Genomic DNA, 23,897 nt, shown 5'->3' on the forward strand with positions numbered 1-23,897 from the left:
GCCGGCGGGGTCAGGCCCCGGACCCGCTCCACCACCTGGCGCAGGTGCTCCGGGGTCGTGCCGCAACAGCCGCCGACGAGCGAGAGGCCGTACTCGCGGACGAAGGTCTCCTGGGCGTCGGCCAGCTCCGTGGCGGTCAGCGGGTAGTGGGCGCCGTCCTTGCCGAGGACGGGCAGGCCCGCGTTGGGCATGCAGGACAGCGGGATGCGGGCGTTGCGGGCGAGGTAGCGCAGGTGCTCGCTCATCTCGGCCGGGCCGGTGGCGCAGTTGAGGCCGATCATGTCGATGCCGAGCGGTTCGAGCGCGGTGAGGGCCGCGCCGATCTCGGAGCCGAGGAGCATGGTGCCGGTGGTCTCGACGGTGACCGAGACGATCACCGGGAGGTCCAGGCCGAGGGCGTCCAGGGCGCGCCGGGCGCCGATGACCGACGCCTTGGTCTGGAGGAGATCCTGGGTGGTCTCCACGAGGAGGGCGTCGGCGCCGCCTTCGACCAGGCCCTCGGCGTTGCGCTGGTAGGCGTCGCGCAGGGTGGGGTAGGGCGCGTGGCCGAGGGTGGGCAGCTTGGTGCCGGGGCCCATGGAGCCGAGCACCCAGCGGGGGCGGCCGTCGCGGGCGGTGAAGGCGTCGGCGGTCTCGCGGGCGACGCGGGCACCGGCCTCGGACAGTTCGTGGACGCGGTCGGAGATCTCGTACTCGCCGAGGGCGGAGTGGTTGGCCCCGAAGGTGTTGGTCTCGACGCAGTCGACGCCCACGGCGAAGTACGCCTCGTGGACGGAGCGGACGATGTCGGGGCGGGTGAGGTTGAGGATCTCGTTGCAGCCCTCAAGCTGCTGGAAGTCGTCCAGGGTGGGTTCCTGGGCCTGGAGCATGGTGCCCATGGCTCCGTCGGCGACCACCACGCGGGTGGCGAGCGCCTCTCGGAGCGCGGACACACGGGTCCGGCTGTCGGCGGTAGGGGACGTTGGCAACGAGGCCATGTAGGGGCTCCCTATAGGTGCGACGGCTGTCGGCTATGCGGTGCCCCTCGGCGGGCGGAAGGGCCGCACGGCGCCAGACTAACCGGGTGTGGGCTTGGATGGGCACAGGCGTCCACGTGACGGACGCCGATGGCCTCGCCGCCACGCGCGGGCCACATGTGATGTAACAGGTGTCGACCGACCATTAGCGGGAGGTCGACATGGACCGGTAGTGTTCGACATTGCCGAACGGCGGTAGCGAAGCGCGAGAAGTCGGCGCTCTTCGCCCGCAGATGCGTTTCGGCAGTCGAAGGGGACGGAGGCAGGACGGCGATGGCACGGAACATCCAGTCGCTCGAACGCGCGGCCGCGATGCTGCGGCTGCTCGCGGGCGGCGAGCGACGGCTCGGGCTGTCGGACATCGCCTCTTCGCTCGGCCTCGCCAAGGGCACCGCGCACGGAATCCTGCGCACCCTCCAGCACGAGGGGTTCGTGGAGCAGGACGACGCCTCGGGCCGCTATCAGCTGGGCGCGGAGCTGCTGCGCCTGGGCACCACCTATCTGGACGTCCACGAGCTGCGGGCGCGCGCCCTGGTGTGGACGGACGATCTGGCCCGCTCCAGCGGGGAGAGCGTGCACCTGGGGGTGCTGCACCAGCACGGTGTGCTGATCGTGCACCACGTCTTCCGGCCCGACGACAGCCGGCAGGTGCTGGAGATCGGGGCCATGCAGCCCCTGCACTGCACGGCGCTGGGCAAGGTGCTGGCCGCGTACGACCCGGTGGCGCACAGCGAGGCACTGGAGGCCGAGCGCAAGGCCTTCACCGACCGCACGGTGTGCGACGCGGCGGAGTTCGAGCACATCCTCGACCTCACCCGCGCGCGGGGCTACGCGGCCGACGTGGAGGAGACGTGGGAGGGAGTGGCGTCGATCGCCGCGCCCATCCACGACCGGCGCCGGATGCCCGTGGGCGCGGTCGGCATCACGGGTGCGGTGGAGCGGCTGTGCCGGGAGGGCGAGCTGCGGCCCGAGCTGATCGCGGCGGTGCGCGACTGCGCCCGGGCGGTCTCCCGGGACCTGGGCGCCGGGCGATTCTGAGGGTTCCTGAGGGATCACGCTCTGTTGTGGGTATGACCGGGACGCCGGGCGGCGTTCCGGCTCTCGCCCTACCCTGAAATGGATATACAGGGGCAAAAACTGCATAGCGTAGCGAAGAGTGATAGCCGGCGGCGATCAATAACGATCCGGTTTTCGATAAGAGAACCCTTGACGCATGCGCAACACCGAAGCGAGACTCCCGTCCATCGGTCGGCATTGTCGAACACCTACCGGCAATACGCGTTAGAGTGTGACAACGCCAAGGGCCGGCATCGCTCTCACCCCGAGGGCACCAGAACCCCCGATGGGACCGGGGTTCGCTTACCCCTGGACGAAGGACAAAGGAGTCGCGGGTGTCCAGCTCCGACATCTTCATCGGCGAGACCCTCGGTACCGCCATACTCATCCTGCTCGGCGGCGGCGTGTGTGCCGCCGTCACGCTGAAGGCCTCCAAGGCCCGTAACGCCGGCTGGCTCGCCATCGCCTTCGGGTGGGGCTTCGCGGTCATGACGGCCGTGTACATCTCCGCGCCGCTCTCCGGCGCCCATCTGAACCCGGCCGTGACCGTCGCGCTGGCCATCAAGGACAGCGACTGGAGCAACGTTCCGTACTACCTCGGCGGCCAGCTGCTCGGTGCCATGATCGGTGCGACCCTGGTGTGGCTCGCCTACTACGGCCAGTTCCACGCGCACCTGACCGACAAGGAGATCGTCGGCGGTCCGGGCGCCCAGACCACGTCGGCCAAGGCGGTCGAGGCCCAGGAGCAGGGTGCCGGCCCGGTCCTCGGCATCTTCTCCACCGGCCCGGAGATCCGGAACGTGGCGCAGAACCTCGTCACGGAGATCATCGGCACCATCGTGCTCATCCTCGCGGTCCTCACGCAGGGCCTGAACAACCAGGGCAACGGCCTCGGCCCGCTCGGCGGTCTGATCACCGCGTTCGTGGTGGTGGCCATCGGCCTGTCCCTCGGCGGCCCGACGGGCTACGCGATCAACCCGGCCCGTGACCTCGGCCCGCGCATCGTGCACGCCCTGCTGCCCCTGCCCAACAAGGGCGGCTCCGACTGGAGCTACGCCTGGATCCCGGTGGTCGGCCCACTGATCGGCGCCGCCATCGCGGCGGGTATCTACAACGTCGCCTTCTGACGGAACCCCCCGCCCGGGTTTCGCCCACGCGCCGTACGTTCAGCCCCTCTCACCACGGACCCTTCAGGAGCACACAGTGACCGACGCCCACACCGCAGGCCCCTTCATCGCGGCGATCGACCAGGGCACGACCTCCTCGCGCTGCATCATCTTCGACCGGGACGGCCGCATCGTCTCCGTCGACCAGAAGGAGCACGAGCAGATCTTCCCGAAGCCGGGCTGGGTCGAGCACAACGCCAACGAGATCTGGACCAACGTCCAGGAGGTCGTCGCCGGAGCCGTCGCCAAGGCCGGCATCACCCGCGACGACATCAAGGCCATCGGGATCACCAACCAGCGCGAGACCACCGTGCTGTGGGACAAGAACACCGGTGAGCCCGTCCACAACGCCATCGTGTGGCAGGACACCCGCACCGACGCCCTGTGCCGGGAGCTGGGCCGCAACGTCGGCCAGGACCGCTTCCGCCGCGAGACCGGCCTGCCGCTGGCGTCCTACTTCGCCGGTCCCAAGGCTCGCTGGCTGCTCGACAACATCGAGGGCCTCAAGGAGCGCGCCGAGGCCGGGGACATCCTCTTCGGCACCATGGACACCTGGGTCATCTGGAACCTGACCGGCGGCGTCAACGGCGGCAAGCACGTCACCGACGTCACCAACGCCTCGCGCACCATGCTCATGAACCTGCACACGATGCAGTGGGACGCGAAGATCGCCGAGTCCATCGGCGTGCCGCTGCAGATCCTGCCCGAGATCCGCTCCTCCGCCGAGGTCTACGGCGAGGTCACCGGTGGCACGCTCGGCGACCTGCTGGGCGGCATCCCGGTCGCCTCCGCGCTCGGCGACCAGCAGGCGGCCCTGTTCGGCCAGACCTGCTTCTCCGAGGGCGAGACCAAGTCGACCTACGGCACCGGCACCTTCATGGTGATGAACACCGGCGACAAGATCATCAACTCGTACGCCGGTCTGCTGACCACCGTCGGCTACAAGATCGGCGAGCAGCCCACGGTCTACGCCCTGGAGGGCTCGATCGCCGTCACCGGTTCGCTGGTGCAGTGGATGCGCGACCAGATGGGCCTGATCTCCACCGCCGCCGAGATCGAGACGCTCGCGCTCTCGGTCGAGGACAACGGCGGCGCCTACTTCGTGCCGGCCTTCTCGGGCCTGTTCGCCCCGCACTGGCGTTCCGACGCCCGCGGTGTGATCGCCGGTCTGACCCGGTACGTCACCAAGGCACACCTCGCGCGCGCCGTCCTGGAGGCCACCGCCTGGCAGACCCGGGAGATCGCCGACGCCATGACCAAGGACTCGGGCGTCGAGCTGGCCACCCTCAAGGTCGACGGCGGCATGACCGCCAACAACCTGCTGATGCAGACGCTCTCCGACGTCCTGGACGCGCCGGTGGTGCGCCCGATGGTCGCCGAGACCACCTGCCTCGGCGCCGCCTACGCCGCCGGCCTCGCCGTCGGCTTCTGGTCCAGCACCGACGAGCTGCGCGCCAACTGGCGCCGGGCCGCCGAGTGGACCCCCCGCATGGACGCGGAGACCCGCGACCGTGAGTACAAGAACTGGCTCAAGGCCGTTGACCGGACCATGGGCTGGCTCGAAGACGAGAGCTGAGCGGCCTCTTCCAGCTCAGACCGCTCTGACGAGGAGTAAGTACCCCACATGACCAGTCAGTCCACCCTGCAGTCCGTGCCTGCCCTGGGAACGCGTCCGGCCTCCGGCTCCAATCCGAGCCGCGCCGAGACCAGGGAGCAGCTCTCCAAGGCGTCGTACGACCTTCTTGTGATCGGCGGCGGCATCCTGGGCATCTCCACCGCCTGGCACGCCGCGCAGTCCGGGCTCAGGGTGGCGCTGGTCGACGCCGGCGACTTCGCCGGTGCCACGTCCTCCGCCTCCTCCAAGCTGCTCCACGGCGGTCTGCGCTACCTGCAGACCGGCGCGGTGAAGCTGGTGGCGGAGAACCACTTCGAACGCCGTGCGGTCTCCCGTCAGGTCGCCCCCCACCTGGCGAACCCGCTGACCTTCTACCTCCCCGTGTACAAGGGCGGGCCGCACGGCGCGGCGAAGCTCGGCGCGGGCGTCTTCGCCTACTCGGCGCTCTCCGCGTTCGGCGACGGCGTCGGCCACCTGCTCTCCCCCGCCAAGGCGGCGCAGGACGTGCCCGAGCTGCGTACGGAGAACCTCAAGGCCGTGGCCGTGTACGGCGACGACCAGATGAACGACGCGCGCATGGCGCTGATGACGGTCCGCGCGGCCGTCGACGCGGGCGCGGTCGTGCTGAACCACGCCGAGGTCACCGGCCTGCGCTTCACCCGGGGCCGGGTGACGGGCGCGGAGCTGAGGGACCGGCAGTCCGGTGACGAGTTCGGCGTCGACGCCCGTCTGGTGCTGAACGCGACCGGCCCGTGGGTCGACCACCTGCGCAGGATGGAGGACCCGAACGCGGCGCCGTCCATCCGTCTGTCCAAGGGCGCGCACCTGGTCCTGAAGCGGACCTCGCCGTGGAAGGCCGCGCTCGCGACGCCGATCGACAAGTACCGGATCACCTTCGCCCTCCCCTGGGAGGACATGCTGCTGCTCGGCACCACCGACGAGGAGTACGAGGGCGACCCGGCGGATGTTTCCGTCAACGACAAGGACATAGCCCAGATCCTGGACGAGGCCGCGTTCTCCGTCCGGGACCAGCAGCTGAAGAAGGACCTGATCACGTACGCGTTCGCCGGTCTGCGGGTGCTGCCGGGCGGTCCCGGCGACACCGCGAAGGCCAAGCGCGAGACGGTGGTGACCGAGGGCAAGGGCGGCATGCTGTCCGTCGCGGGCGGCAAGTGGACCACGTTCCGCCACATCGGTCGTACGATCATGAAGAAGCTGGAGTCGCTGCCGGGCCACCCGCTGGGCGACGACTTCGAGCCGATCTCCTCGCTGCCGAAGAAGCTTCCGCTGCCCGGTGTCGCCAACCCGCGCGCGGTCGCGCACCGGCTGCTGGTGGACCACCCGGCGCCGGGCCCGCGGATGGGCGCCGACACCGCCAAGCACCTGGCGACCCACTACGGCTCGCTGGCCTTCGACATCGCCCGGCTGGCGAACGAGAACCCTGAGCTGGCGCAGCGGGTGCACCCGGACGCGCCGGAGATCTGGGCGCAGGTCGTGTGGGCCCGCGACCACGAGTGGGCCGAGACGGCGGACGACGTGCTGCGCCGCCGCACCACGCTGACGATCCGCGGCCTGGCGACGGACGAGATCCGGGCGAAGGTCCAGGGCCTGCTCGACGGGAAGTAGTCCCCGCGGGGCCGGAAGGGGCGGCGCGTGACGCGCGGGCCGCCCTTTCCGCGCGCCCACGGGTCCGGGGTTTCTCCGGGGCGCGAGGGGTGTTCGAGCGGGGAGCGCGGGGCAGTGATCCGTTCACTGCCCCCTACAAGGGGACTGCGGACGCCCTTGCCGGACGCCGTAAGGTTGGTGGGTCAAGCAAGGGCACGTCGGAAGGAGGCACTGGGTGATCGAGCTGGAGGGGGTTCCCGAGCTGATCGACCCAGTCATGGTGGCCGCGTTCGAGGGCTGGAACGATGCCGGTGACGCCGCCTCCACGGCGGTCGCGCATCTGGAACGCGAGTTCAAGGGCGAGGTGTTCGCGGCGCTGGACGCCGAGGACTACTACGACTTCCAGGTGAACCGGCCGACGGTGTTCATGGAGGGCGGGGTACGCAAGATCACCTGGCCGACGACCCGGCTGTCGGTGGTCCGCGTCGGTGGTGACAAGCCGCGCGACCTGGTGCTGGTGCGGGGCATCGAGCCGTCCATGCGCTGGCGCTCGTTCTGCAACGAGCTGCTCGGCTTCGCCCACGAGCTGGGCGTGGAGCTGGTGGTGGTCCTGGGCGCGCTGCTCGGGGACACGCCCCACACACGTCCGGTGCCGGTCAGCGGAGTCACGTCGGACACGGACCTGGCGCAGCGGATGGACCTGGAGGAGACGAAGTACGAGGGGCCGACGGGCATCGTCGGGGTCCTCCAGGAGGCGTGCGCGCATGCCGGGGTGCCGGCGGTCTCGCTGTGGGCGGCGGTGCCGCACTACGTCTCGCAGCCGCCCAACCCCAAGGCCACGCTGGCGCTGCTGAACCGTCTGGAGGACCTGCTGGACCTGCGTATCCCGCAGGGCGAGCTGCCCGAGGACGCGCGGGCCTGGCAGGTGGGCGTGGACCAGCTGGCCGCGGAGGACAGCGAGGTCGCGGAGTACGTCCAGACGCTGGAGGAGGCCCGGGACACCGCGGAGCTGCCGGAGGCCTCCGGCGAGGCCATCGCGCGGGAGTTCGAGCGGTATCTGCGGCGCCGGGACGCACCGGGCGGCAAGGCGCGCCCGTCCAGACCGGACGCGGACGCCTCCGGCGGCCCGGCCGGCGATGACGGCGACGAGGGCGGTGGCTCGGAGGACTGAGGCACGGCGAAGGGGCGGTCCCGGTCGGGGCCGCCCCTTCTTTTTGTCGCCGACGCGCCGACGGCGCCGCCTGAGCTCGTCGAGCGGCTGCCGGGCCGTCGTGGTCTGTCGCGCGGTTCCCCGCGACCCTGTGGGGGCGCGGGGATCAGCGGCGTTTACAGGGCGACGCCCAAGAGCGCGTCCACCGCCCTCGTGACCAGACCGGGCGCACCCGTGTCCGTGCCGCCCTCGGACTCCTGCCGCGCGGCCCAGCGGTCCACCGAGGCCAGGGCGGCCGGGGCGTCCAGGTCGTTGGACAGGGCGTCGCGGATCTCCTCGACCAGGGCGTCGGCGGAGGGGCCGTCGGGGCGGGAGACCGCGGCGCGCCAGTGGGTGAGGCGGTTCACGGCGTCCTGGAGGACCTGGTCGGTCCACTCCCAGTCGGCGCGGTAGTGGTGGGCGAGCAGGGCGAGGCGGATCGCGGCCGGGTCGACGCCGTCGCGGCGCACCTGGGAGACGAAGACCAGATTGCCCTTGGACTTGGACATCTTCTCGCCGTGCAGGGCGACCATGCCGGCGTGGACGTACGCCTTGGCCATGGGGAACTCGCCGGTGAGCACCTGGGCGTGCGAGGCGCCCATCTCGTGGTGCGGGAAGGCGAGGTCGGAGCCGCCGCCCTGGACGTCGAAGCCCATGCCGAGGTGGTCGAGGGCGATGGCCACGCACTCGATGTGCCAGCCGGGGCGGCCGGGGCCGAGGGAGGCGCCGTCCCAGCTGGGCTCGCCCTCACGGGCCGCCATCCACAGCATCGGGTCGACGGGGTTCTTCTTGCCCGGACGGTCCGGGTCGCCGCCGCGCTCGGCGGAGAGCAGCCGCATGGCGGCCGCGTCGAGGTGCGAGACCGAGCCGAAGTGCGGGTCGGACTCGACGGAGAAGTAGACGTCGCCGTCCAGCTCGTAGGCGGCACCGAGGTCGCGCAGCCGCTCCACGAGCGGGACGATGCCGGGTATCGCCTCGACGGCGCCTATGTACTCCTGCGGCGGGAGCATCCGCAGGGCGGTCATGTCCTCGCGGAAGAGGGCGGTCTCCTTCTCGGCGAGGGCGACCCAGTCGACGCCGTCGCGCTCCGCGCGTTCGAGGAGGGGGTCGTCGACATCGGTGACGTTCTGGACGTAGTGGACCTGCCGCTTGGTGTCGAGCCACACGCGCTGAACGAGGTCGAACGCGTTGTAGGTCGCCGCGTGACCCATGTGGGTCGCGTCGTACGGGGTGATGCCGCAGACGTAGATGCGGGCGACGGGACCGGGCTGGAGGGTGACCAGGCCGCCGGTCGCGGTGTCGTGGATCCTCAGGTCGCGGCCCTGACCAGGCAGGGCGGGGACCTCGGAAGCGGGCCAGGCATGCATGTACATGAGCCTAACCGGCCGCGAGTCGCGTACACGACCGGGATCGCGTCGGATGGCCGGTTGTGTGCCCTTGTATCTTCGGCCGCAGTGTGCTGAGCAGGACGCCGGCCCGTCCTCACGGGTACGTCACACGGGCGGCCAGGGGATCGCCGGCCACTCTCCGCCGGGTTCCGGGTGCACTCCGGAGGCGAGCAGGGCGGCGACGCGGGCGCGGGTGGCGTCGAGTTCCGCGGCGGTGACGAGGGGTTCGAGACGCTCGCCGAGGTCGCCGTCCAGGGCGTCGCGGAGTCTCTTGAGGACCTCGACGGCCTCGGCGGTCAGGGGTTCGCCGGCCCAGCCCCACAGCAGGGTGCGCAGCTTGTCCTCGGTGTGGAAGGTGACACCGTGGTCGATGCCGTAGAGCCTGCCGTCGGCGGTGGGCAGCAGGTGGCCGCCCTTGCGGTCGGCGTTGTTGATCACGGCGTCGAGGACGGCGAGGCGGCGCAGCCGCTCGTCGTCGGCGTGCACGAGCAGCGCGGTGCGGCCCTCGCCGACCTCGGCGAAGCCGATGGCCTTCCAGCCGGGTCCGGGCTCCTCGCCGTCGACGAGGGCGAGGAGTTCGGTCTCGGCGGACACGTCGACCCAGAGCTGGCACATGCCCTCGCCGTAGGGGCCGTCGCGCAGCACGGTCGGCGGGACGAGGCCCCAGCCGGTGGCCGCGGAGACCTCGTAGGCGGCGACCTCGCGGGCGGCGAGGGTGCCGTCGGGGAAGTCCCACAGGGGGCGTTCCCCGGCGACCGGCTTGTAGACGCAGGTGGCTTCCCGGCCGTCCTGGGCGACGGTGCAGAACAGGGCGGCGTTGGAGGCGTCGCGGATGCGGCCGCGCACGGTCAGTTCACCGCGGGCGAGCAGCCCGGCGGCGTCCGGGTCGGCGGCCGTCACGCCCCGCGGCGGTATCCGTTCTGGCGCGGGCATACGTGTCCTTCCGGATCGAGCGGGAGGCTGCACAGCGGGCACGGCGGCCGCCCGGCGTTGACGACGTCGAGGGCGCGTTTGGCGAAGGCACGGGCCTGCGCGCCGGTCAGCCGGACCCGCAGCATCGGGGGCCCGTTCTCCTCGTCCTGGAGCAGCCGTTCCTCGGCCTCGGCGAGGTCCTCCTCGGTGTCGGCGTCCAGCTCCACGAGAGCCTGCGCCTCCACGACCATGCGCTGTTCCTCGGCGTCCCAGGCCAGGGCCATGGTGCCGACGCGGAACTCCTCCTCGACGGGCGTCTCCAGCGGGGCGGTGTCGGCGACCTCGCTCGGCGCCATGGCCGGGACGGAGGCGCTGCCGCCGCTGCGGCGCACGACCTCGTCCAGGAGTTCGTCCATGCGCTCGGCGAGCGCGGCGACCTGGGTCTTCTCCAGGACCACGCTGGTCACCCGGGGGCCCGCGATGGCCTGGAGGAAGAACGTACGGCGTCCGGGCAGTCCGACCGTGCCCGCCACGAAGCGGTCCGGCGGATCGTAGAGGAACACCTGACGGGACACGTCCTGTCTCCATGGGGTCGAGAGTTTCGGCGGTGCTTGTGCGGGCCGCCGCGGATGCGCGGCGGCGCGGATCGCTTCACCCTACTGCGGCCGACGATCACGGTGCGCCCGCGCCGCCCCCGACCGGTGCGTCGCCGTCGGGGTGCTCCTCGCGCGGGGCGAGCGAGCCGAAGTCACCGGTGTCGCCGAGGCGGACGAGGAAGGGGCGCAGTCGGGTGTAGCGGATCGCGGTGATGGAACACGGCTCCACGGAGATCCGCTGGAAGAGGTCGAGGTGGAGGCCGAGGGCGTCGGCGACCAGGGATTTGATGATGTCACCGTGCGAGCACACGAGGTAGACCGCGTCGGCGCCGTGGTCGCGCTCGACGCGCGCGTTCCACTCGTGGACGGCCTCGGCGGCGCGGGCCTGCATGGCGCGCATGGACTCACCGCCGGGGAAGGCCGCGGCGGAGGGGTGGGCCTGGACGATCTCCATGAGCGGTTCGTCCTTGAGCTCGGCGAGCTTGCGCCCCGACCAGTCGCCGTAGTGGCACTCCCCGATCCGGTCGTCGGTGTGGACCCGCAGGCCGGGGCGGGCCGCGAGCAGCGGGGCCACGGTCTCCTGGCAGCGCTGGAGCGGGCTCGTGACGACCTCGGCCAGGGGCAGGGCGGCGAGGCGCTCGGGCAGGGCGGCGGCCTGGGCGACGCCCCGTTCGTCCAGGGTGACCCCCGGGGTCCAGCCGGCGAGTACGCCGGAGGTGTTGGCGGTGGAACGTCCGTGCCTTACGAGGATCAGCGTGGGCATGCGGACCAGGGTAGGCGCATCAGGTGGTGCGCCGGTGATCTCGTGAAGGGAGAATGCGCTCCGTGATCGTCGATTGCGCCGTCTACCGGCACGGACAGCGGACCGAGGGTCCGGAGGACCTGTCCGACGCGCTCGCCGAGGCGCGGGCGGCGGGCGGGTTCGTGTGGATCGGGCTGTACGAGCCGTCCGAGCGGGAGTTCGACCTGGTGACCCGGGAGTTCGGGCTGCACCCGCTGGCGGTGGAGGACGCTCTCAAAGCGCACCAGCGGCCCAAACTCGAAGTGTACGAGGACTCGCTGTTCATGGTGCTGAAGCCGGTCGCGTACGAGGCGGCGAGCGACACCGTCTCGGCGGGCGAGGTGATGGTGTTCGTCGGCGACAGCTTCGTGGTGACGGTGCGGCACGGTGAGGCCTCGCCGCTGGCGGCGGTGCGGCACCGGCTGGAGGACGAGCCGGAGATGCTCGACAAGGGGCCCACCTCGGTGCTGTACGCGATCGCCGACGCCATCGTGGACCGCTATCTGGAGGTGGCGACCGAGCTCCAGACGGATCTGGAGGAGGTGGAGGCGGAGGTGTTCCGGCCGGAGGTCGGGGGCGCGCGCAACACCGCCTCGCGGATCTACGGCTTCAAGCGGCAGATCGTGGAGTTCCGCCGGGCGACCGGGCCACTGGCGCCGCCGCTGAACCGGCTGGCGGGGACGGGCCCGCTCGGCACCGGGGCCGGGGTGCCGTTCGTCCATGAGGAGGCGCGGCCGTTCTTCCGGGACGTCGGCGACCATCTCGCTCGGGTGAACGAGTCGGTGGAGGGTCTGGACCGGCTGGTGTCGGACGTGCTGTCGGCGCATCTGGCGCAGACGAGCGTGCGGCAGAACGACGACATGCGGAAGATCTCCGCCTGGGCGGCGATGGCGGCGGTGCCCACGATGATCGCCGGGATCTACGGCATGAACTTCGACCACATGCCCGAACTGCACTGGTTGTGGGCGTATCCGGCGGTGATCCTGGTGATGGCGCTGCTGGAGGTGGTCCTGTACCGGATGTTCAAGCGGCGGGAGTGGCTGTGAGGGGTGCCCCTTCGGGCGCACAGGCTCAGACGAACTCGGGTGCGGGGGTGGCGGGATCGCCGAGGGGGTCGCGGCGGGCGGGCATGCCGAGGGTGACCATGCGGTGCCAGCCGACGAGACGCTCGTAGCAGTAGACGGCGCGGATGCCCGCCGCGAGCAGCGCGGACCTGGTGCGGGACCAGCCCAGGAGGCGGCTCATCCGGGCCATGACGGCGAGGCTGACGTCGCGGTGGACGCGGATCTCGGCGAGGGCGCAGGCGCGCAGGGTGCGCTGGATGAACCGGCCGTGTCCGGCTGCGGCGAGGCGCAGGAGCTCCTCGTGGGTGTAGGCGAGGTGGTTGTCCTCGTCGTCCGCGATCAACCGCACGGCCCTGCCGATCTCCGGGTGGCCGGCGAAGTGCTTCAGGAGCAGGGCCATCTGTTCGGCGGCGCGCTGTTCGGTGACGCGGCTGTGGGCGAGGTAGACGACGATGTCCCGCTCGGTCAGCGGCTCGTCCCGGCGCAGGCGGGCGTGGGAGAGGCCGATGCCGCGGCGTTCCAGGAGCATCGTGTAGTCGGTCTCGGGCGGTACGGGCGCCGGGGTGAGACCGCGTTTGCGCAGGAGGGCGGTGAAGATGCGGCCGTGCTTGTCCTCGTCGGCGCCGTGGCGGGCGATCTTGGGGGCGAGGGCGCGCTGGCCGGGCGGGGCCAGGGCGGCGATGCGGCCGTTCTCCCAGCCGCCCTGGGCCTCGCCGCCGGCCGCGATGGAGCAGAAGAGCCGGAAGGACTCGTCGTGGTCGAGGATCTCCCGGAAAAGACTCTTGGCCGACAGCATGACGGTCACCCTCTTTCTGCCACGTTCCGTGAAGAACGACTCAAGTGCGGGCGGAGGGGTGCCGCAACAGGGGTGCGGGCAGGTTCGGCCGAAGAGGGGAAGCGCGGGGTCGTAACCGCTCGCCGACGGCCGCGTTGTTCCCCGTGACGGCCGTGGCGGGGAAGACCCCGAGCCCCCACCACGGCCGTGGAAGATCTCCTGGCTCAGGCGAGCCCGGCGCGCTCCAGGGCCTCCGTGCCCGCGCGCAGGGAGGCGAGCCGCTCCTCCAGCGTGAAGCCGGCGGGGGCGAGGCTGAGGGTGGTGACACCGGCGTCGGCGTAGGCCTTCATCCGGTCGGCGATGCGGTCGACGGACCCCAGCAGCGCGGTCTTGTCGATGAGGTCCTGCGGGATCGCGGCGGCCGCGCCCTGCTTGTCCCCGGACAGGTACTTCCGCTGGATCTCGGCGGCCTCCTTCTCGTACCCCATGCGCTGGGCGAGCTGGTTGTAGAAGTTCTGCTTGGCGCTGCCCATGCCGCCGACGTACAGGGCGGTGTAGGGGCGGAAGGTGTCGGCGAGCGCGGCCACGTCCTTGTCGTCGCCGACGGCGAGCGGCAGGGTCGGGCACACGTCGAAGCCGTCGAGGGTCCTGCCCGCCTTCTCCCGGCCCGCGCGCAGGTGCGTGAGGGTGGTCTCCTCCAGGTGCTCGGCGGCGGGGAAGATCAGCAGGGCGCCGTCGGCGATCTCGCCGGTCTGCTCCAGGTTCTTCGGGCCGATCGCGGCGATGTACAGCGGGATGTGCTCGCGCTGCGGGTGCACGGTCAGCTTGAGCGGCTTGCCCGGACCGCCGGGCAGCGGCAGCGTCCAGTGCTCGCCCTCGTACGACAGCCGCTCGCGGGTCATCGCCTTGCGGACGATGTCCACGTACTCGCGGGTGCGGGCCAGCGGCTTGTCGAACCTGACGCCGTACCAGCCCTCGGAGACCTGCGGTCCGGAGACGCCGAGGCCGAGCCGGAAACGGCCGCCGGAGAGGGCGTCCAGGGTGGCCGCGGTCATCGCGGTCATCGCGGGCTGGCGGGCCGGGATCTGGAAGATCGCGGAGCCGACGTCGATGCGCTCGGTCTGGGCGGCGACCCAGCTGAGCACGGTGGCCGCGTCGGAGCCGTAGGCCTCGGCGGCCCAGCACACGGCGTACCCCAGCCGGTCGGCCTCCTGGGCCACGGCCAGATTGTCCCCGTCCATTCCCGCACCCCAGTAGCCGAGGTTGAGTCCGAGCTGCATGGCCGAATCCCCTTACCCATGAGTAACGTCCCTGTGGCGCAGACCTTAGCGCGGGGGCGCCCAGGGCGCCCCGTGCGGGCCCGTACGAGTTGTCCACAGGCAACCCACCGCACTGGTTCTGGCCAGTAATCTCGCGGACATGGAGCAGAGGCATCTCGGCCGTACCGGCCTGCGCGTGTCCCGGATCGGACTCGGCACCCTCACGTGGGGACGGGACACCGAAGAGCATGACGCCGCGGACATGCTGAAGGCGTTCTGGGAGGCCGGCGGCACCCTGGTCGACACGGCGGACGTGTACGGCGGCGGGGAGGCGGAGTACCTGCTCGGACGGCTGATGGAGCGGCTGGTGCCGCGCCGGGACCTGGTCATCTCCACCAAGGCGGGCAGCGTCCCCGATCCCGAGCGCCGCTTCGACGGCTCCCGCGGCCATCTGCTCGCCGCGCTGGACGCCTCGCTGGCGCGCCTGGGCACGGACCATGTCGACCTCTGGCACATCCACGCGTACGACGCCGGGACCCCGCTGGAGGAGACGCTCCAGGCCCTGGACATAGCGGTGGCCAGCGGCCGGGCCCGGTATGCGGGGGTGTCCAACTTCTGCGGCTGGCAGCTCGCCAAGGCGGCCACCTGGCAGCTCGCGGCGCCGGGTACCCGCACCCGGCTGGCCAGCACGCAGATGGAGTACTCGCTGCTCCAGCGGGGCGTGGAGCGCGAGGTGCTGCCCGCCGCGATGGACCTGGGCGTGGGCCTGCTGCCCTCCTCGCCGCTCGGCCGGGGCGTGCTGACCGGAAAGTACCGGCACACGACGCCCGCGGACTCGCGCGGCGCGTCCGACCATCTGGCGCCGTTCGTGGAGCCGTATCTGGACGACGCGGCGACGCGCATCGTGGACGCGGTGACCACGGCCGCCGACGGGCTCGCGGTCACCCCGCTCCAGGTCGCCCTCTCCTGGGTCCGCGACCGCCCCGGAGTCACCGCCCCGATCGTCGGCGCGCGCACCGCGCGGCAGCTCACGGCGGCGTTGTCAGTGGAGGCGCTTAGTCTTCCTGACGAGATCTGCCGGGCGCTGGACGATGTGTCGGCGCCCTTGCACCGCTATCCCGATCACGACTGGAGCACGCTGTGAGCACGGAACCGGAGACCACGGAGGAAACGGGGCCCGGGACGCCGAAGACGCCGGAGGCGCAGGGGACGCCGACGGCCGGGGATGCGGCCGGGCGTGCGCTCGCGGGGGACGGCGGGACCGAGCACGGGGACGACGGGGAGACGGGCGAACCGTCGCAGGGCCGTGCGGGCGCGCCCGGGGTGTCCGAGGCGGGGGACGCGGGGTCCGCGGAGGCGGAGGCGGGGGACGCGGGCGGCGGGTCCGCGGAGGCGGCGTCCGAGGCCGCCGGTAAGCCCGAGCTGTCCGAGGCGGAGGCCGAGTTGGCCGCGCAGCGGGTGGAGCGGGAGCGGATCGAGCGGCGGAAGGCGGAGAAGAAGGGACCCGTCGAGAGCGGCGCCAAGCTCAGCGGGAAGGCGGCCGACCTGCTGGCTGCCGTGCGCGCGGTGGAGGGCGGCGGGAAGCCGCCCTCCACGGTGTTCACCGAGCCCGCGCGGTCCACGTCGGAGCGGGCGCCCGAGCCGGCTCCCGCGGCCGCCACGGTCCGTCCGGCACCCGCGCCGGAGCCGGCGCGGCCCGCACCCGCCCCCGTGGCGGTCGGTCCTTCCTCGCGGACGGTCGACGATGTCCGCCGGGTGCTGGTGGAGGGCGGTGCGCCCGAGGCGCTGGCCCGCCAGGCGGCCGTGGCGCTCGGTGAGGGGGCCGGGAAGGCGCTGCGGGAGGACCCCTGGCAGTTGCTGAGGACCCCCGGAGTGCGGCCGGAGCAGGCGGACGGTTTCGCGCGGGCGCTGCTCGGCGCCGGGTGCGGGCCGGACGACGAGCGGCGGGGGCGGGCGGTGACGGTCTGGCTGCTGGAGCAGGCGGCTCTCGCCGGGCACACCGCCCTGGAACTGTCCGCGCTCACCGCGGCCCTGGCCAAACAGGGCGTGCCGGACCCGGACGCGGCGGTGCAGAGCACCCTGGCCGGGGGCGAGGCCCTGCTGTTCCAGGACGCCCTGGAGGAACCGGGCGCCCCGGCCGCGCGGGAGGAGGACGGCGAGGAGGAGGAGGAGCGCCCGGTGCGGGTGCTCGTCGCCCTGGAGCGGTACGCCCTGGCCGAGGAGAGTCTCGCCGACGGCCTGGCCCGGCTGATCAACTCCCCTTCCCAGGGCGCCGGGGAGGCCTGGGCGGCGGTCGTCGCGGGGGTGTCGGGCGGTGCGGTCGAGCTGGCCCGCGCGGTCGCCGGACACGGCCTGGTCCTGCACACCGGCGGCGAGTCCTCCCGCGCGGAACCGGCGGCCCTGCTCGCCGCCGCGCACGGCGCGGGCCTGCGGGCCCTCGCCGTGTGCCATACACCGGACGGCCGCGAGCGTCTCGCGTCGCTGCCGGGCACGCCGGGGGCGGGCGTGGGCAGCGTGGCCGGACTGCTGACCGGTGCCGAGGGGCCCGGGCGGGACGCGGACGGGGCGCTGGAGCTGGACCTGCTGATCGTGCTCGACGCGCCCCAACTGGACGTGGAGGGCGCGGCGATGCTGGTGGAGTCGTTGCCCGACGGGGCGCGGCTCGTGCTCAGCGGGGACCCGGCGCTGCTGTGGTCGGCGGGTCCCGGGCGGGTCTTCGCCGATCTGCTCGCGGCCCGCGTCTGCCCCCAGATCGCCTCCCGCACCCCCGACCCCGGTCCGATCGGCGAGCTGGTCTCCGGGATCGGCATCGGCGAGCTGAACCAGGTCGAGGCGCCCGGCAAGGAGGTCGTGATCGTGCCCGTGCGGGACGCGGGCGAGGCCGTGCACCGGACGGTGCAGCTGGTCGCGGACTCGGTGCCGAGGGCGTTCGGCGTCCCCGCCGAACGGACCGTGGTGATCACCCCGGGCCACGGCGGCGCGGCCGGTACCCGGGCCCTCAACTCCGCCCTGAAGGAACGCCTCAACCCCGGCCCCGGCCGGTTCGGCGGCTTCGACCCCGGTGACCGTGTCGCCTACTCCCCCGCCCCGGGCCGGACGCTGCCGGGCACGGTGGTGAAGGCCGACGCCGAGGGCCTGCATCTGTCCTGCGCGGGCACCCCCGTGGTCGTACCGCGCGAGCGGGTGGAGGGGTGTGTACGGCACGGCTGGGCGCTGACCGCGCACCAGGCGGTGGGCGGACGCTGGCCCGCGGCGATCGTGGTCCTGCCCGGCGACGCCGTCCAGGCGCTGAGCAGGCCATGGGTGTACACCGCCTTCGGCCGGGGCGAGCGGCACCTGTCCGTCGTCCACGGCGCGGAACAGGCCCTGCCGAGGGCCGTCACGGACATCCCGGCCAAGCCCCGCACCACCAGGCTGGGAACCCTGCTGCGCCCCCAGTCGCAGAGTGGCTGAGACGGACACCGGCAGTCACCGCCCCGCAGCCGCGGGCGAGCGGCGCAGCACCGTACGGGCACCGCGGTGCCGTACCGGCCTCAGGCCGCTACGGCACCGCGCCCGAGGTCACCTCCTGGCCCCCGGGACCCGCGCGTCCTCGTCATCCGCCTCGTCCGGGTCCTCGTCGTCCACGAACTCAAGATCGTCGGCGTCGTCCTCGTCGTCCTCGTCATCGAACACGGCGCTGACATCGAACCGGCACACCACCGCCTGCGGATCGATGTGCTCGAACGGCGCCTCCAGCCACTCACCGGCCTCCGGCGCCTCCTCCGCCGCGGTCACCCACAGCGTGGAATCGCCCTCCTCCAGGCCGAACTCCTTGTGCCGGGAGGCGATCTCGTCCGGTTCGAACTCGCCGAAGAGGAGCCCGAGCGCCCCGGGGACGGTGCCGGCCGCGTCCTCGTCCACGCCGGCGATGTCCTCGTAGTCCGCTGCCTCGACCCGCTCGGCCTGGGCCAGCAGCCGCTGGGGCTCCGCCACGGTGTAGTCGCGGCGGATCAGCACGCTGATCGCGTGGGGTTCCTCGGGGCCCGCGTACGGCGGCAGCGTCTCGTCGGCGCCGGGGATCTCGAAGGGAGTGACCTCGTCGTAACGGTCGTAGAGCAGCTCGTCGTACACCTCCGCGGCCGCGGCCAGCTGGTTGAACGCCTCGAAGACGGCCGGGTCGTCGTCTCCTGACCTGCGTTCGACCGCCGCCAGGTGACGGTCGAGCGCGGTCTTGATCGCCTTGGCGGCGGCGCGTACCTCGGCAGCGGTGGGCTGCGCAGCATCAGACATAGTGCAGACGCTATCCGTACCGGGCACCAGCCCGCACAATAGATGCGATGCCGGAATACGAATTTGTCGACGTGTATGTCCCCCGCGGGGTGTCCCGCAAGGAGACCACACGTCTGCTGACGGACCATGCCGAGTACGGACACTGGGAGTTGGACCGCCTGAGCCTGCTGCGCGACGGCAGCCGGAAGGTGCGGTTGCGGCGGCGGATCATCCGCCAGCTGCGGGCCACGTGGTGAGGCGGGACAGCTGAGCACGACGCGGGCGCGAAAGGAACGGAGCGGGCCCGCCGGTCGGGCCGGCCCGCTCCCCTGTCGCCGTTCGCCGCGGCGTGCTCGTCCGTCCGACTAGGCCCTGGCCCGTGCCTTGCGGTAGAGCACGGCACCCGCGATCAGCGCGCCCGCGCCGGCCGGCAGCGCGAGGCCCAACGGCAGGTCACTGCCGGTGTGCGCGAGCTGGCCGCTGGCCAGGGAGGCCGAGGAGCCCTGCGGCACGTGCACGTTCTGGGCGGGCGGGGTCGCCGGGGTCCCGGGGTGGTGCGGAGTCCCCGGCTGACCAGGGTGACTCGGGTGGCCAGGGTGACCGGGGTGGCCCGGGTGACCGGGGTGGCCCGGGTGACCCGGGTGACCGGGCTGGCCCGGCGGAGTGGGAGTGCCGCCGCCCGGTGGACGGCCGTGCGTTCCCCCGCCGTTGGCGCAGTCGTTGCCGGTGGCGGGGTTGCCCACGCCGATGACGTCGACGGTGTTGCCGCACACGTTCACCGGGACGTCGATCGGCACCTGGACGGTGTTGCCCGATCCCACACCCGGCGAGCCTGAGCTGTGTCCTCCGGTCTGCGCGCCCCCGGAGCCGCCGTGGCCCTGACCTCCCTGGCCGCCGCCGGAGTTGGCGCAGGCATTGCCCATCGCCGGGTTGAGCAGTCCGACGACGTCGACGGTGTTGCCGCAGACGTTGACCGGTACGTGCACCGGTACCTGCACGGTGTTCCCGGCCAGGATGCCGGGCGAGCCGGTGGCGGCGCCGGACGCGCCCGCGTCCGCGTGAGCCATACCGGTCGCGGCGGCGAACACCCCGGTCGCCGCCGCCATGGTCATCAGACCCTTACGGGTTCCTTGTCGCATTGCTGTGTACCCCCCTGCCTTCGCTGTCTGGAAAAGGCCGGTCGGCCTCGGAGCGTATGGAGCGTGCTCCGAGGCCGACGGCTGGTAGAAGACGCCCCTCGGAGTGGATGGCTCCTCGGGGAACCCGCGTCAGTTGTTGGCGCAGGCCTCGCCGAAGGCGGGGTTCAGGATCCCGATCACGTCGATCGTGTCGCCGCACACGTTCACCGGGACGTGCACGGGCGCCTCGATGACGTTGCCGGAGACGACACCCGGGGAGTGCAGGGCCGCGCCCTGGGCACCGGACTCGGCGACGGCCAGGCCCGCGCCCGCGAGAACCAGCCCACCGGTGGCAGCCGCGGCAGCGACGACCTTCTTGATCATTGTTCCTCCTCGTTGGCGATGCGATCCCAAAGTGCGGGGTTCGCATCACCTGTAACGAGGAGGGAGTAATGGAGCTACGAGCTTATGGTCGCATTCACCCTTCTCAGTCGATCTCGAACGAGCGCCCGAAATCCGCGTGGCCTCGGCCCGGACGCCTCGGGTGTCTCAGGACGCGTCGATGAACCGGTCGAGCACCCGCACGCCGAACCGGAGCCCGTCCACCGGCACCCGCTCGTCCACGCCGTGGAACATGCCGGCGAAGTCCAGCTCCGGCGGCAGCTTCAGCGGGACGAAGCCGAAGCCGCGGATGCCGAGGTCGTCGAAGGACTTGGCGTCGGTGCCTGCGGAGAGCATGTACGGGACGGCCTTGGCGACGGGGTCCTCGGCGAGCAGCGCGGACTGCATGGCCTCGACCAGCGCGCCGTCGAAGCTGGTCTCGACGGCCTTGTCGGCGTGCACGTCCTCGCGGCGCACACGCGGGCCGAGCAGCCGGTCGAGGTCGCTGAGGAACTCCTCCTCGTACCCGGGCAGGAAGCGGCCGTCGAGGTGCGCGGTGGCCTCGCCCGGGATGACGTTGACCTTGTAACCGGCGTTCAGCTGGGTCGGGTTGGCGGTGTTGCTCAGGGACGCGCCGATCAGCTTGGCGATGCCGCCGAGCTTGGCGATGGTGGCCTCCATGTCCTCGGGGTCCAGCTCGGTGCCGAGCGCGTCGCCGAGTTCGTCGAGGAAGGCCCGGGTGGTCTTGGTGACCCGCACCGGGAACTTGTGCCGGCCGACCCGGGCGACCGCCTCGGACAGCTCGGTGATGGCGTTGTCGCGGTGGATCATGGAGCCGTGCCCGGCGGTGCCGGCCACCGTGAGCTTCATCCAGTGCATGCCCTTCTCGGCCGTCTGGATCAGATAGAGCCGCCGCTGCTCGTTCACGGTGAAGGAGAAGCCGCCGACCTCGCTGATCGCCTCGGTGACGCCCTCGAACAGCTCGGGGTGGCGGTCGACGAGGTGCCGGGCGCCGAAGGTGCCGCCGGCCTCCTCGTCGGCGAGGAAGGCCAGGACGATGTCGCGCGGGGGCCGCCGCCCGCCGCGCAGCCGGTCGCGCACGACCGCGAGCGTCATGGCGTCCATGTCCTTCATGTCGACCGCCCCGCGCCCCCACACGCACCCGTCGGCGATCTCGCCGGAGAAGGGGTGGTGGGTCCAGTCGTCGGCGTTGGCCGGCACGACGTCCAGGTGGCCGTGGATCAGCAGGGCGGGCCGGGACGGGTCCTCCCCCGCGATGCGGGCCACGGTGGAGGCGCGGCCGGGGTGGGACTCGTAGATCTTCGGCTCCAGGCCGACCTCCGCCAGCTTCTCGGCGACCCACTCGGCGGCCCGGCGCTCGCCGGGCCCGGAGTGGTCGCCGTAGTTGCTGGTGTCGAACCGGATCAGCTCGCGGCAGAGGTCCACGACCTCGTCCTCACCGGTGACGCCCTGGGCCGTGTCCGTCTCGCTCACGCTGCTTCCTCCCGCTTCCCTGCTGGTGGTCCCCCTCATCCTCTCTCCGTGCCCGGCCCCGGCCCAAGACCGGTCCCGGCCCGTCACACGCCGTTCACGCGGGGCGGCCCCGGGCCGGGGTGATCAGACACCCCCGAAAGCCTGGTAATGTTTCCTTCGTCGCCGCGAGGGAAACCCCGCCGAGGGAGAACCGCGCACGACAGACACCTTGTCCGGGTGGCGGAATGGCAGACGCGCTAGCTTGAGGTGCTAGTGCCCTTTATCGGGCGTGGGGGTTCAAGTCCCCCCTCGGACACCAGTGAGGGCCCCCTGCTCGGCAGGGGGCCTTTCGCGTGCCCGGACGCGGGCGGGTTCCTAGACTTGTCCATGTGGCCCGGGTCAACGACGAGGTCGAGGCGGTCCTGCGGGAGTACGCCGACCTCATCGCGATCACCGGAGGCGACGCGTTCAAGGCGCGCGCCTACGAGAAGGCGGCGCGCGCCATCGGAGGCTTTCCGGGGGACGTCGGGAAGCTGGACGAGGACGGGTTGCGGGAGATCCCGAACGTGGGGCGGTCGATCGCCGGGAAGGTGGTCGAGTATCTGCGTACGGGGAAGGTGGCGGCGGTCGAGGAGCGCCGGGCCAGGATCCCCGCCGGGGTGCGGGAGTTGATCAGCATCCCGACGCTCGGGCCGAAGAAGGCGCTGCGGCTGTACGAGGACCTGCACATCTCGTCGGTGAGCGAGCTGGCCGCGGCGATCGAGGCGGACCGGCTGGCCGATCTCAAGGGGTTCGGGGAGAAGACGCAGGAGAACATCCGGCACGGGATCGAGCTGTTGCAGAAGGCGGGGGCCCGGGTGCCGCTGGCGCCGGCGCTGGAGAGCGCCGAGGAGATCGTGGACGCGCTGAAGGCGGTGACCGGGTGCGGACGGTGCGCGTACGCGGGGTCGCTGCGCCGGATGCGGGAGACGGTCGGGGACCTGGACATCCTGGTGGCGGCGAAGCGGTCGGGGCCGTTCATGGCGGCGCTGTGCGAGCTGCCGGGCACGGCGGAGGTGATCGCGCGGGGGACGAAGAAGACGTCCGTGCGCACCGGGAAGGGGCTCCAGGTGGATCTGCGGGTGCTGCCGCCGAAGTCGTGGGGCGCGGGGCTCCAGTACTTCACGGGTTCGAAGGCGCACAACATCCGGACCCGGACGATCGCCGTGCACCGGGGGCTGAAGCTGTCGGAGTACGGCGTGTTCGACGCGGAGAGCGGGGAGTCGGTGGCGTCCCGCACCGAGGAGGAGGTGTACGCGCGGCTGGGGCTGCCGTGGATCCCGCCGACGCTGCGGGAGGACCGCGGGGAGATCGAGGCGGCGCTGCGCGGGGAGTTGCCGGAGGTGGTGACCGAGCGGGACGTCCGGGGCGACCTGCACACGCATACGGATCTCACCGATGGGCTGGCGTCGCTCGACGCCATGGTGGAGGCGGCGGCGCGACGCGGTTACGCGTACTACGCGGTGACCGATCACGCGCCCGACCTGTACATGCAGCGGATGACGGACGAGAAGATCCTCGCCCAGCGGGAGCGGGTGCGGGAGCTGGACGGCAGGCACCGCCGGATGCGGCTGCTGCACGGCACGGAGCTGAACATCGGGCCCGACGGCGGCCTGGACTGGCCGGACGAGTTCCTGGCCGGTTTCGATCTGTGCGTGGCCTCGCTGCACTCGCGCTTCGACCTCGGGCGGAAGGCGATGACGCGGCGGCTGGTGCGGGCGGTGGAGAACCCGTACGTGAACGTCCTCGGGCATCCCACCACCCGGCTGATCGGCCGGCGGGCGGGGGTGGACGCGGACTGGGACGAGGTGTTCGCGGCCTGCGCGCGCACCGGGACCGCGCTGGAGGTCAACGCCCAGCCGGACCGGCTGGACCTGGGCGACGAGGACATCCTGCGGGCGCGGACGCACGGGGTGCGGTTCGCGGTGAACACCGACGCGCACTCGGTGCCGCAGCTGGCGCAGCTGCGGTACGGCATCGGCACGGCCCAGCGCGGCTGGCTGACCCCGGACGACGTGATCAACACCTGGCCGTTGACGCGGCTGCGCCGGTTCCTGCGCAAGGGCGGGCGCTGACGCCGGTTCCTGCGCAAGGGCGGGCGCCGAGCGGGGCACGCGCGCTAGGTGTATTGCCTTGAGAGGTTGGGGACGCGGCTGGCGGGTGGTTGGCCTTTGAGTGCGGTGTGTCCGCGGTGGTGATTGTAGGTGTGCAGC

Annotated in this window: 21 protein-coding genes and 1 tRNA gene; 11 read left to right on the top strand and 11 right to left on the bottom strand. The window is 72.1% G+C overall.

All coding sequences use genetic code 11. The features are described from left to right. The coding region (locus ACWDD7_RS36715) for a homocysteine S-methyltransferase family protein (RefSeq protein ID WP_450460598.1) at positions 1-977 on the bottom strand (977 nt) is incomplete at its 3' end. A gap of 312 nt (positions 978-1,289) precedes the next feature. Between ACWDD7_RS36715 and ACWDD7_RS36720 the strand changes: the two genes are divergently transcribed. From ACWDD7_RS36720 to ACWDD7_RS36740, 5 genes are all read left to right on the top strand, one after another. Beyond that, the gene (locus ACWDD7_RS36720) at positions 1,290-2,054 is read left to right on the top strand and encodes an IclR family transcriptional regulator (RefSeq protein WP_351878202.1); all 765 of its coding nucleotides are present in this window, start codon (positions 1,290-1,292) and stop codon (positions 2,052-2,054) included. A gap of 353 nt (positions 2,055-2,407) precedes the next feature. Then, positions 2,408-3,199 carry an MIP/aquaporin family protein gene (locus ACWDD7_RS36725; protein ID WP_351878199.1) on the top strand — a complete coding sequence of 264 codons (792 nt, stop codon included), beginning with the start codon at positions 2,408-2,410 and terminating at the stop codon, positions 3,197-3,199. 76 nt (positions 3,200-3,275) lie between these two features. Next, entirely contained in the window at positions 3,276-4,814 is a 1,539-nt protein-coding gene (gene glpK / locus ACWDD7_RS36730) for a glycerol kinase GlpK (protein ID WP_351878196.1), read from the top strand. Positions 4,815-4,862: 48 nt separating this feature from the next. Then, on the top strand, positions 4,863-6,479 hold the full coding sequence (locus ACWDD7_RS36735; RefSeq protein ID WP_351878193.1) for a glycerol-3-phosphate dehydrogenase/oxidase: 1,617 nt from the start codon (positions 4,863-4,865) through the stop codon (positions 6,477-6,479). Between the two features lie 214 nt (positions 6,480-6,693). Next, the gene (locus ACWDD7_RS36740; protein ID WP_351878190.1) at positions 6,694-7,629 is read left to right on the top strand and encodes a PAC2 family protein; all 936 of its coding nucleotides are present in this window, start codon (positions 6,694-6,696) and stop codon (positions 7,627-7,629) included. Positions 7,630-7,784: 155 nt separating this feature from the next. On the opposite strand, the gene mshC is transcribed toward ACWDD7_RS36740, so the two are convergent. From mshC to ACWDD7_RS36760, 4 genes are all read right to left on the bottom strand, one after another. After that, positions 7,785-9,014 carry a cysteine--1-D-myo-inosityl 2-amino-2-deoxy-alpha-D-glucopyranoside ligase gene (mshC, locus tag ACWDD7_RS36745; protein ID WP_450460599.1) on the bottom strand — a complete coding sequence of 410 codons (1,230 nt, stop codon included), beginning with the start codon at positions 9,012-9,014 and terminating at the stop codon, positions 7,785-7,787. A 126-nt stretch (positions 9,015-9,140) separates the two neighbouring features. After that, positions 9,141-9,968: an SCO1664 family protein gene (locus tag ACWDD7_RS36750; protein WP_351878184.1), complete on the bottom strand. Its 828-nt coding sequence runs from the start codon at positions 9,966-9,968 to the stop codon at positions 9,141-9,143. Then, on the bottom strand, positions 9,932-10,522 hold the full coding sequence (locus tag ACWDD7_RS36755) for a DUF3090 domain-containing protein (RefSeq protein WP_285562422.1): 591 nt from the start codon (positions 10,520-10,522) through the stop codon (positions 9,932-9,934). The genes ACWDD7_RS36750 and ACWDD7_RS36755 overlap by 37 nt, the downstream gene beginning before the upstream one ends. Positions 10,523-10,619: 97 nt before the next feature. After that, a complete protein-coding gene (locus tag ACWDD7_RS36760) occupies positions 10,620-11,306 on the bottom strand; it encodes a histidine phosphatase family protein (protein ID WP_450460600.1) in 687 nt (228 codons plus the stop codon). 62 nt (positions 11,307-11,368) lie between these two features. Here ACWDD7_RS36760 and corA point away from each other — a divergent pair, with 62 nt between their 5' ends. Beyond that, complete coding sequence (gene corA, locus ACWDD7_RS36765) at positions 11,369-12,370, top strand: magnesium/cobalt transporter CorA (protein WP_450460601.1); 1,002 nt, start codon at positions 11,369-11,371, stop codon at positions 12,368-12,370. A 25-nt stretch (positions 12,371-12,395) separates the two neighbouring features. On the opposite strand, the gene ACWDD7_RS36770 is transcribed toward corA, so the two are convergent. After that, entirely contained in the window at positions 12,396-13,184 is a 789-nt protein-coding gene (locus ACWDD7_RS36770; protein WP_450460602.1) for a ferritin-like domain-containing protein, read from the bottom strand. Positions 13,185-13,387: 203 nt separating this feature from the next. Then, positions 13,388-14,443, bottom strand: a complete 1,056-nt coding sequence (locus ACWDD7_RS36775; RefSeq protein WP_351878171.1) for an LLM class F420-dependent oxidoreductase — start codon at positions 14,441-14,443, stop codon at positions 13,388-13,390. A 139-nt stretch (positions 14,444-14,582) separates the two neighbouring features. Here ACWDD7_RS36775 and ACWDD7_RS36780 point away from each other — a divergent pair, with 139 nt between their 5' ends. After that, positions 14,583-15,566, top strand: a complete 984-nt coding sequence (locus tag ACWDD7_RS36780) for an aldo/keto reductase (RefSeq protein ID WP_351878168.1) — start codon at positions 14,583-14,585, stop codon at positions 15,564-15,566. Next, positions 15,563-17,875, top strand: a complete 2,313-nt coding sequence (locus ACWDD7_RS36785; RefSeq protein ID WP_450460603.1) for a helix-hairpin-helix domain-containing protein — start codon at positions 15,563-15,565, stop codon at positions 17,873-17,875. The genes ACWDD7_RS36780 and ACWDD7_RS36785 overlap by 4 nt, the downstream gene beginning before the upstream one ends. A 108-nt stretch (positions 17,876-17,983) precedes the next feature. Here ACWDD7_RS36785 and ACWDD7_RS36790 read toward each other — a convergent pair whose 3' ends face one another. Then, on the bottom strand, positions 17,984-18,694 hold the full coding sequence (locus ACWDD7_RS36790) for a hypothetical protein (RefSeq protein ID WP_351881419.1): 711 nt from the start codon (positions 18,692-18,694) through the stop codon (positions 17,984-17,986). Positions 18,695-18,741: 47 nt separating this feature from the next. Here ACWDD7_RS36790 and ACWDD7_RS36795 point away from each other — a divergent pair, with 47 nt between their 5' ends. Beyond that, the gene (locus ACWDD7_RS36795; protein WP_037661951.1) at positions 18,742-18,930 is read left to right on the top strand and encodes a DUF5703 family protein; all 189 of its coding nucleotides are present in this window, start codon (positions 18,742-18,744) and stop codon (positions 18,928-18,930) included. A gap of 108 nt (positions 18,931-19,038) precedes the next feature. Here ACWDD7_RS36795 and ACWDD7_RS36800 read toward each other — a convergent pair whose 3' ends face one another. The 3 genes from ACWDD7_RS36800 to ACWDD7_RS36810 all read right to left on the bottom strand — a co-directional run bounded on the left by ACWDD7_RS36800 (position 19,039) and on the right by ACWDD7_RS36810 (position 21,666). Continuing rightward, entirely contained in the window at positions 19,039-19,812 is a 774-nt protein-coding gene (locus ACWDD7_RS36800; protein ID WP_450460604.1) for a chaplin, read from the bottom strand. Positions 19,813-19,941: 129 nt separating this feature from the next. Further along, positions 19,942-20,175, bottom strand: coding sequence for a chaplin (locus tag ACWDD7_RS36805; protein ID WP_351874212.1), 234 nt, complete (start codon positions 20,173-20,175; stop codon positions 19,942-19,944). 165 nt (positions 20,176-20,340) lie between these two features. Beyond that, a complete protein-coding gene (locus ACWDD7_RS36810; protein ID WP_450460605.1) occupies positions 20,341-21,666 on the bottom strand; it encodes a M20/M25/M40 family metallo-hydrolase in 1,326 nt (441 codons plus the stop codon). 210 nt (positions 21,667-21,876) lie between these two features. Here ACWDD7_RS36810 and ACWDD7_RS36815 point away from each other — a divergent pair. After that, positions 21,877-21,964: transfer RNA gene (locus ACWDD7_RS36815), tRNA-Leu, on the top strand. 70 nt (positions 21,965-22,034) lie between these two features. After that, on the top strand, positions 22,035-23,759 hold the full coding sequence (polX, locus tag ACWDD7_RS36820) for a DNA polymerase/3'-5' exonuclease PolX (RefSeq protein WP_450460606.1): 1,725 nt from the start codon (positions 22,035-22,037) through the stop codon (positions 23,757-23,759). Positions 23,760-23,897 lie beyond the last annotated feature (138 nt).

It is taken from the genome of Streptomyces sp. NPDC001056 (genome assembly GCF_053598955.1).

Excerpts from the sequence above, each read along its gene's own strand:
- ACWDD7_RS36760 (WP_450460600.1), bottom strand. The coding sequence starts at position 11,306 with ATGCCCACGCTGATCCTCGTAAGGCACGGACGTTCCACCGCCAACACC.
- ACWDD7_RS36735 (WP_351878193.1), top strand. The coding sequence starts at position 4,863 with ATGACCAGTCAGTCCACCCTGCAGTCCGTGCCTGCCCTGGGAACGCGT.
- ACWDD7_RS36775 (WP_351878171.1), bottom strand. The coding sequence starts at position 14,443 with ATGCAGCTCGGACTCAACCTCGGCTACTGGGGTGCGGGAATGGACGGG.
- ACWDD7_RS36720 (WP_351878202.1), top strand. The coding sequence starts at position 1,290 with ATGGCACGGAACATCCAGTCGCTCGAACGCGCGGCCGCGATGCTGCGG.
- mshC (WP_450460599.1), bottom strand. The coding sequence starts at position 9,014 with ATGCATGCCTGGCCCGCTTCCGAGGTCCCCGCCCTGCCTGGTCAGGGC.
- ACWDD7_RS36790 (WP_351881419.1), bottom strand. The coding sequence starts at position 18,694 with ATGTCTGATGCTGCGCAGCCCACCGCTGCCGAGGTACGCGCCGCCGCC.
- ACWDD7_RS36770 (WP_450460602.1), bottom strand. The coding sequence starts at position 13,184 with ATGCTGTCGGCCAAGAGTCTTTTCCGGGAGATCCTCGACCACGACGAG.
- ACWDD7_RS36805 (WP_351874212.1), bottom strand. The coding sequence starts at position 20,175 with ATGATCAAGAAGGTCGTCGCTGCCGCGGCTGCCACCGGTGGGCTGGTT.
- ACWDD7_RS36750 (WP_351878184.1), bottom strand. The coding sequence starts at position 9,968 with ATGCCCGCGCCAGAACGGATACCGCCGCGGGGCGTGACGGCCGCCGAC.
- ACWDD7_RS36780 (WP_351878168.1), top strand. The coding sequence starts at position 14,583 with ATGGAGCAGAGGCATCTCGGCCGTACCGGCCTGCGCGTGTCCCGGATC.
- ACWDD7_RS36795 (WP_037661951.1), top strand. The coding sequence starts at position 18,742 with ATGCCGGAATACGAATTTGTCGACGTGTATGTCCCCCGCGGGGTGTCC.
- ACWDD7_RS36800 (WP_450460604.1), bottom strand. The coding sequence starts at position 19,812 with ATGCGACAAGGAACCCGTAAGGGTCTGATGACCATGGCGGCGGCGACC.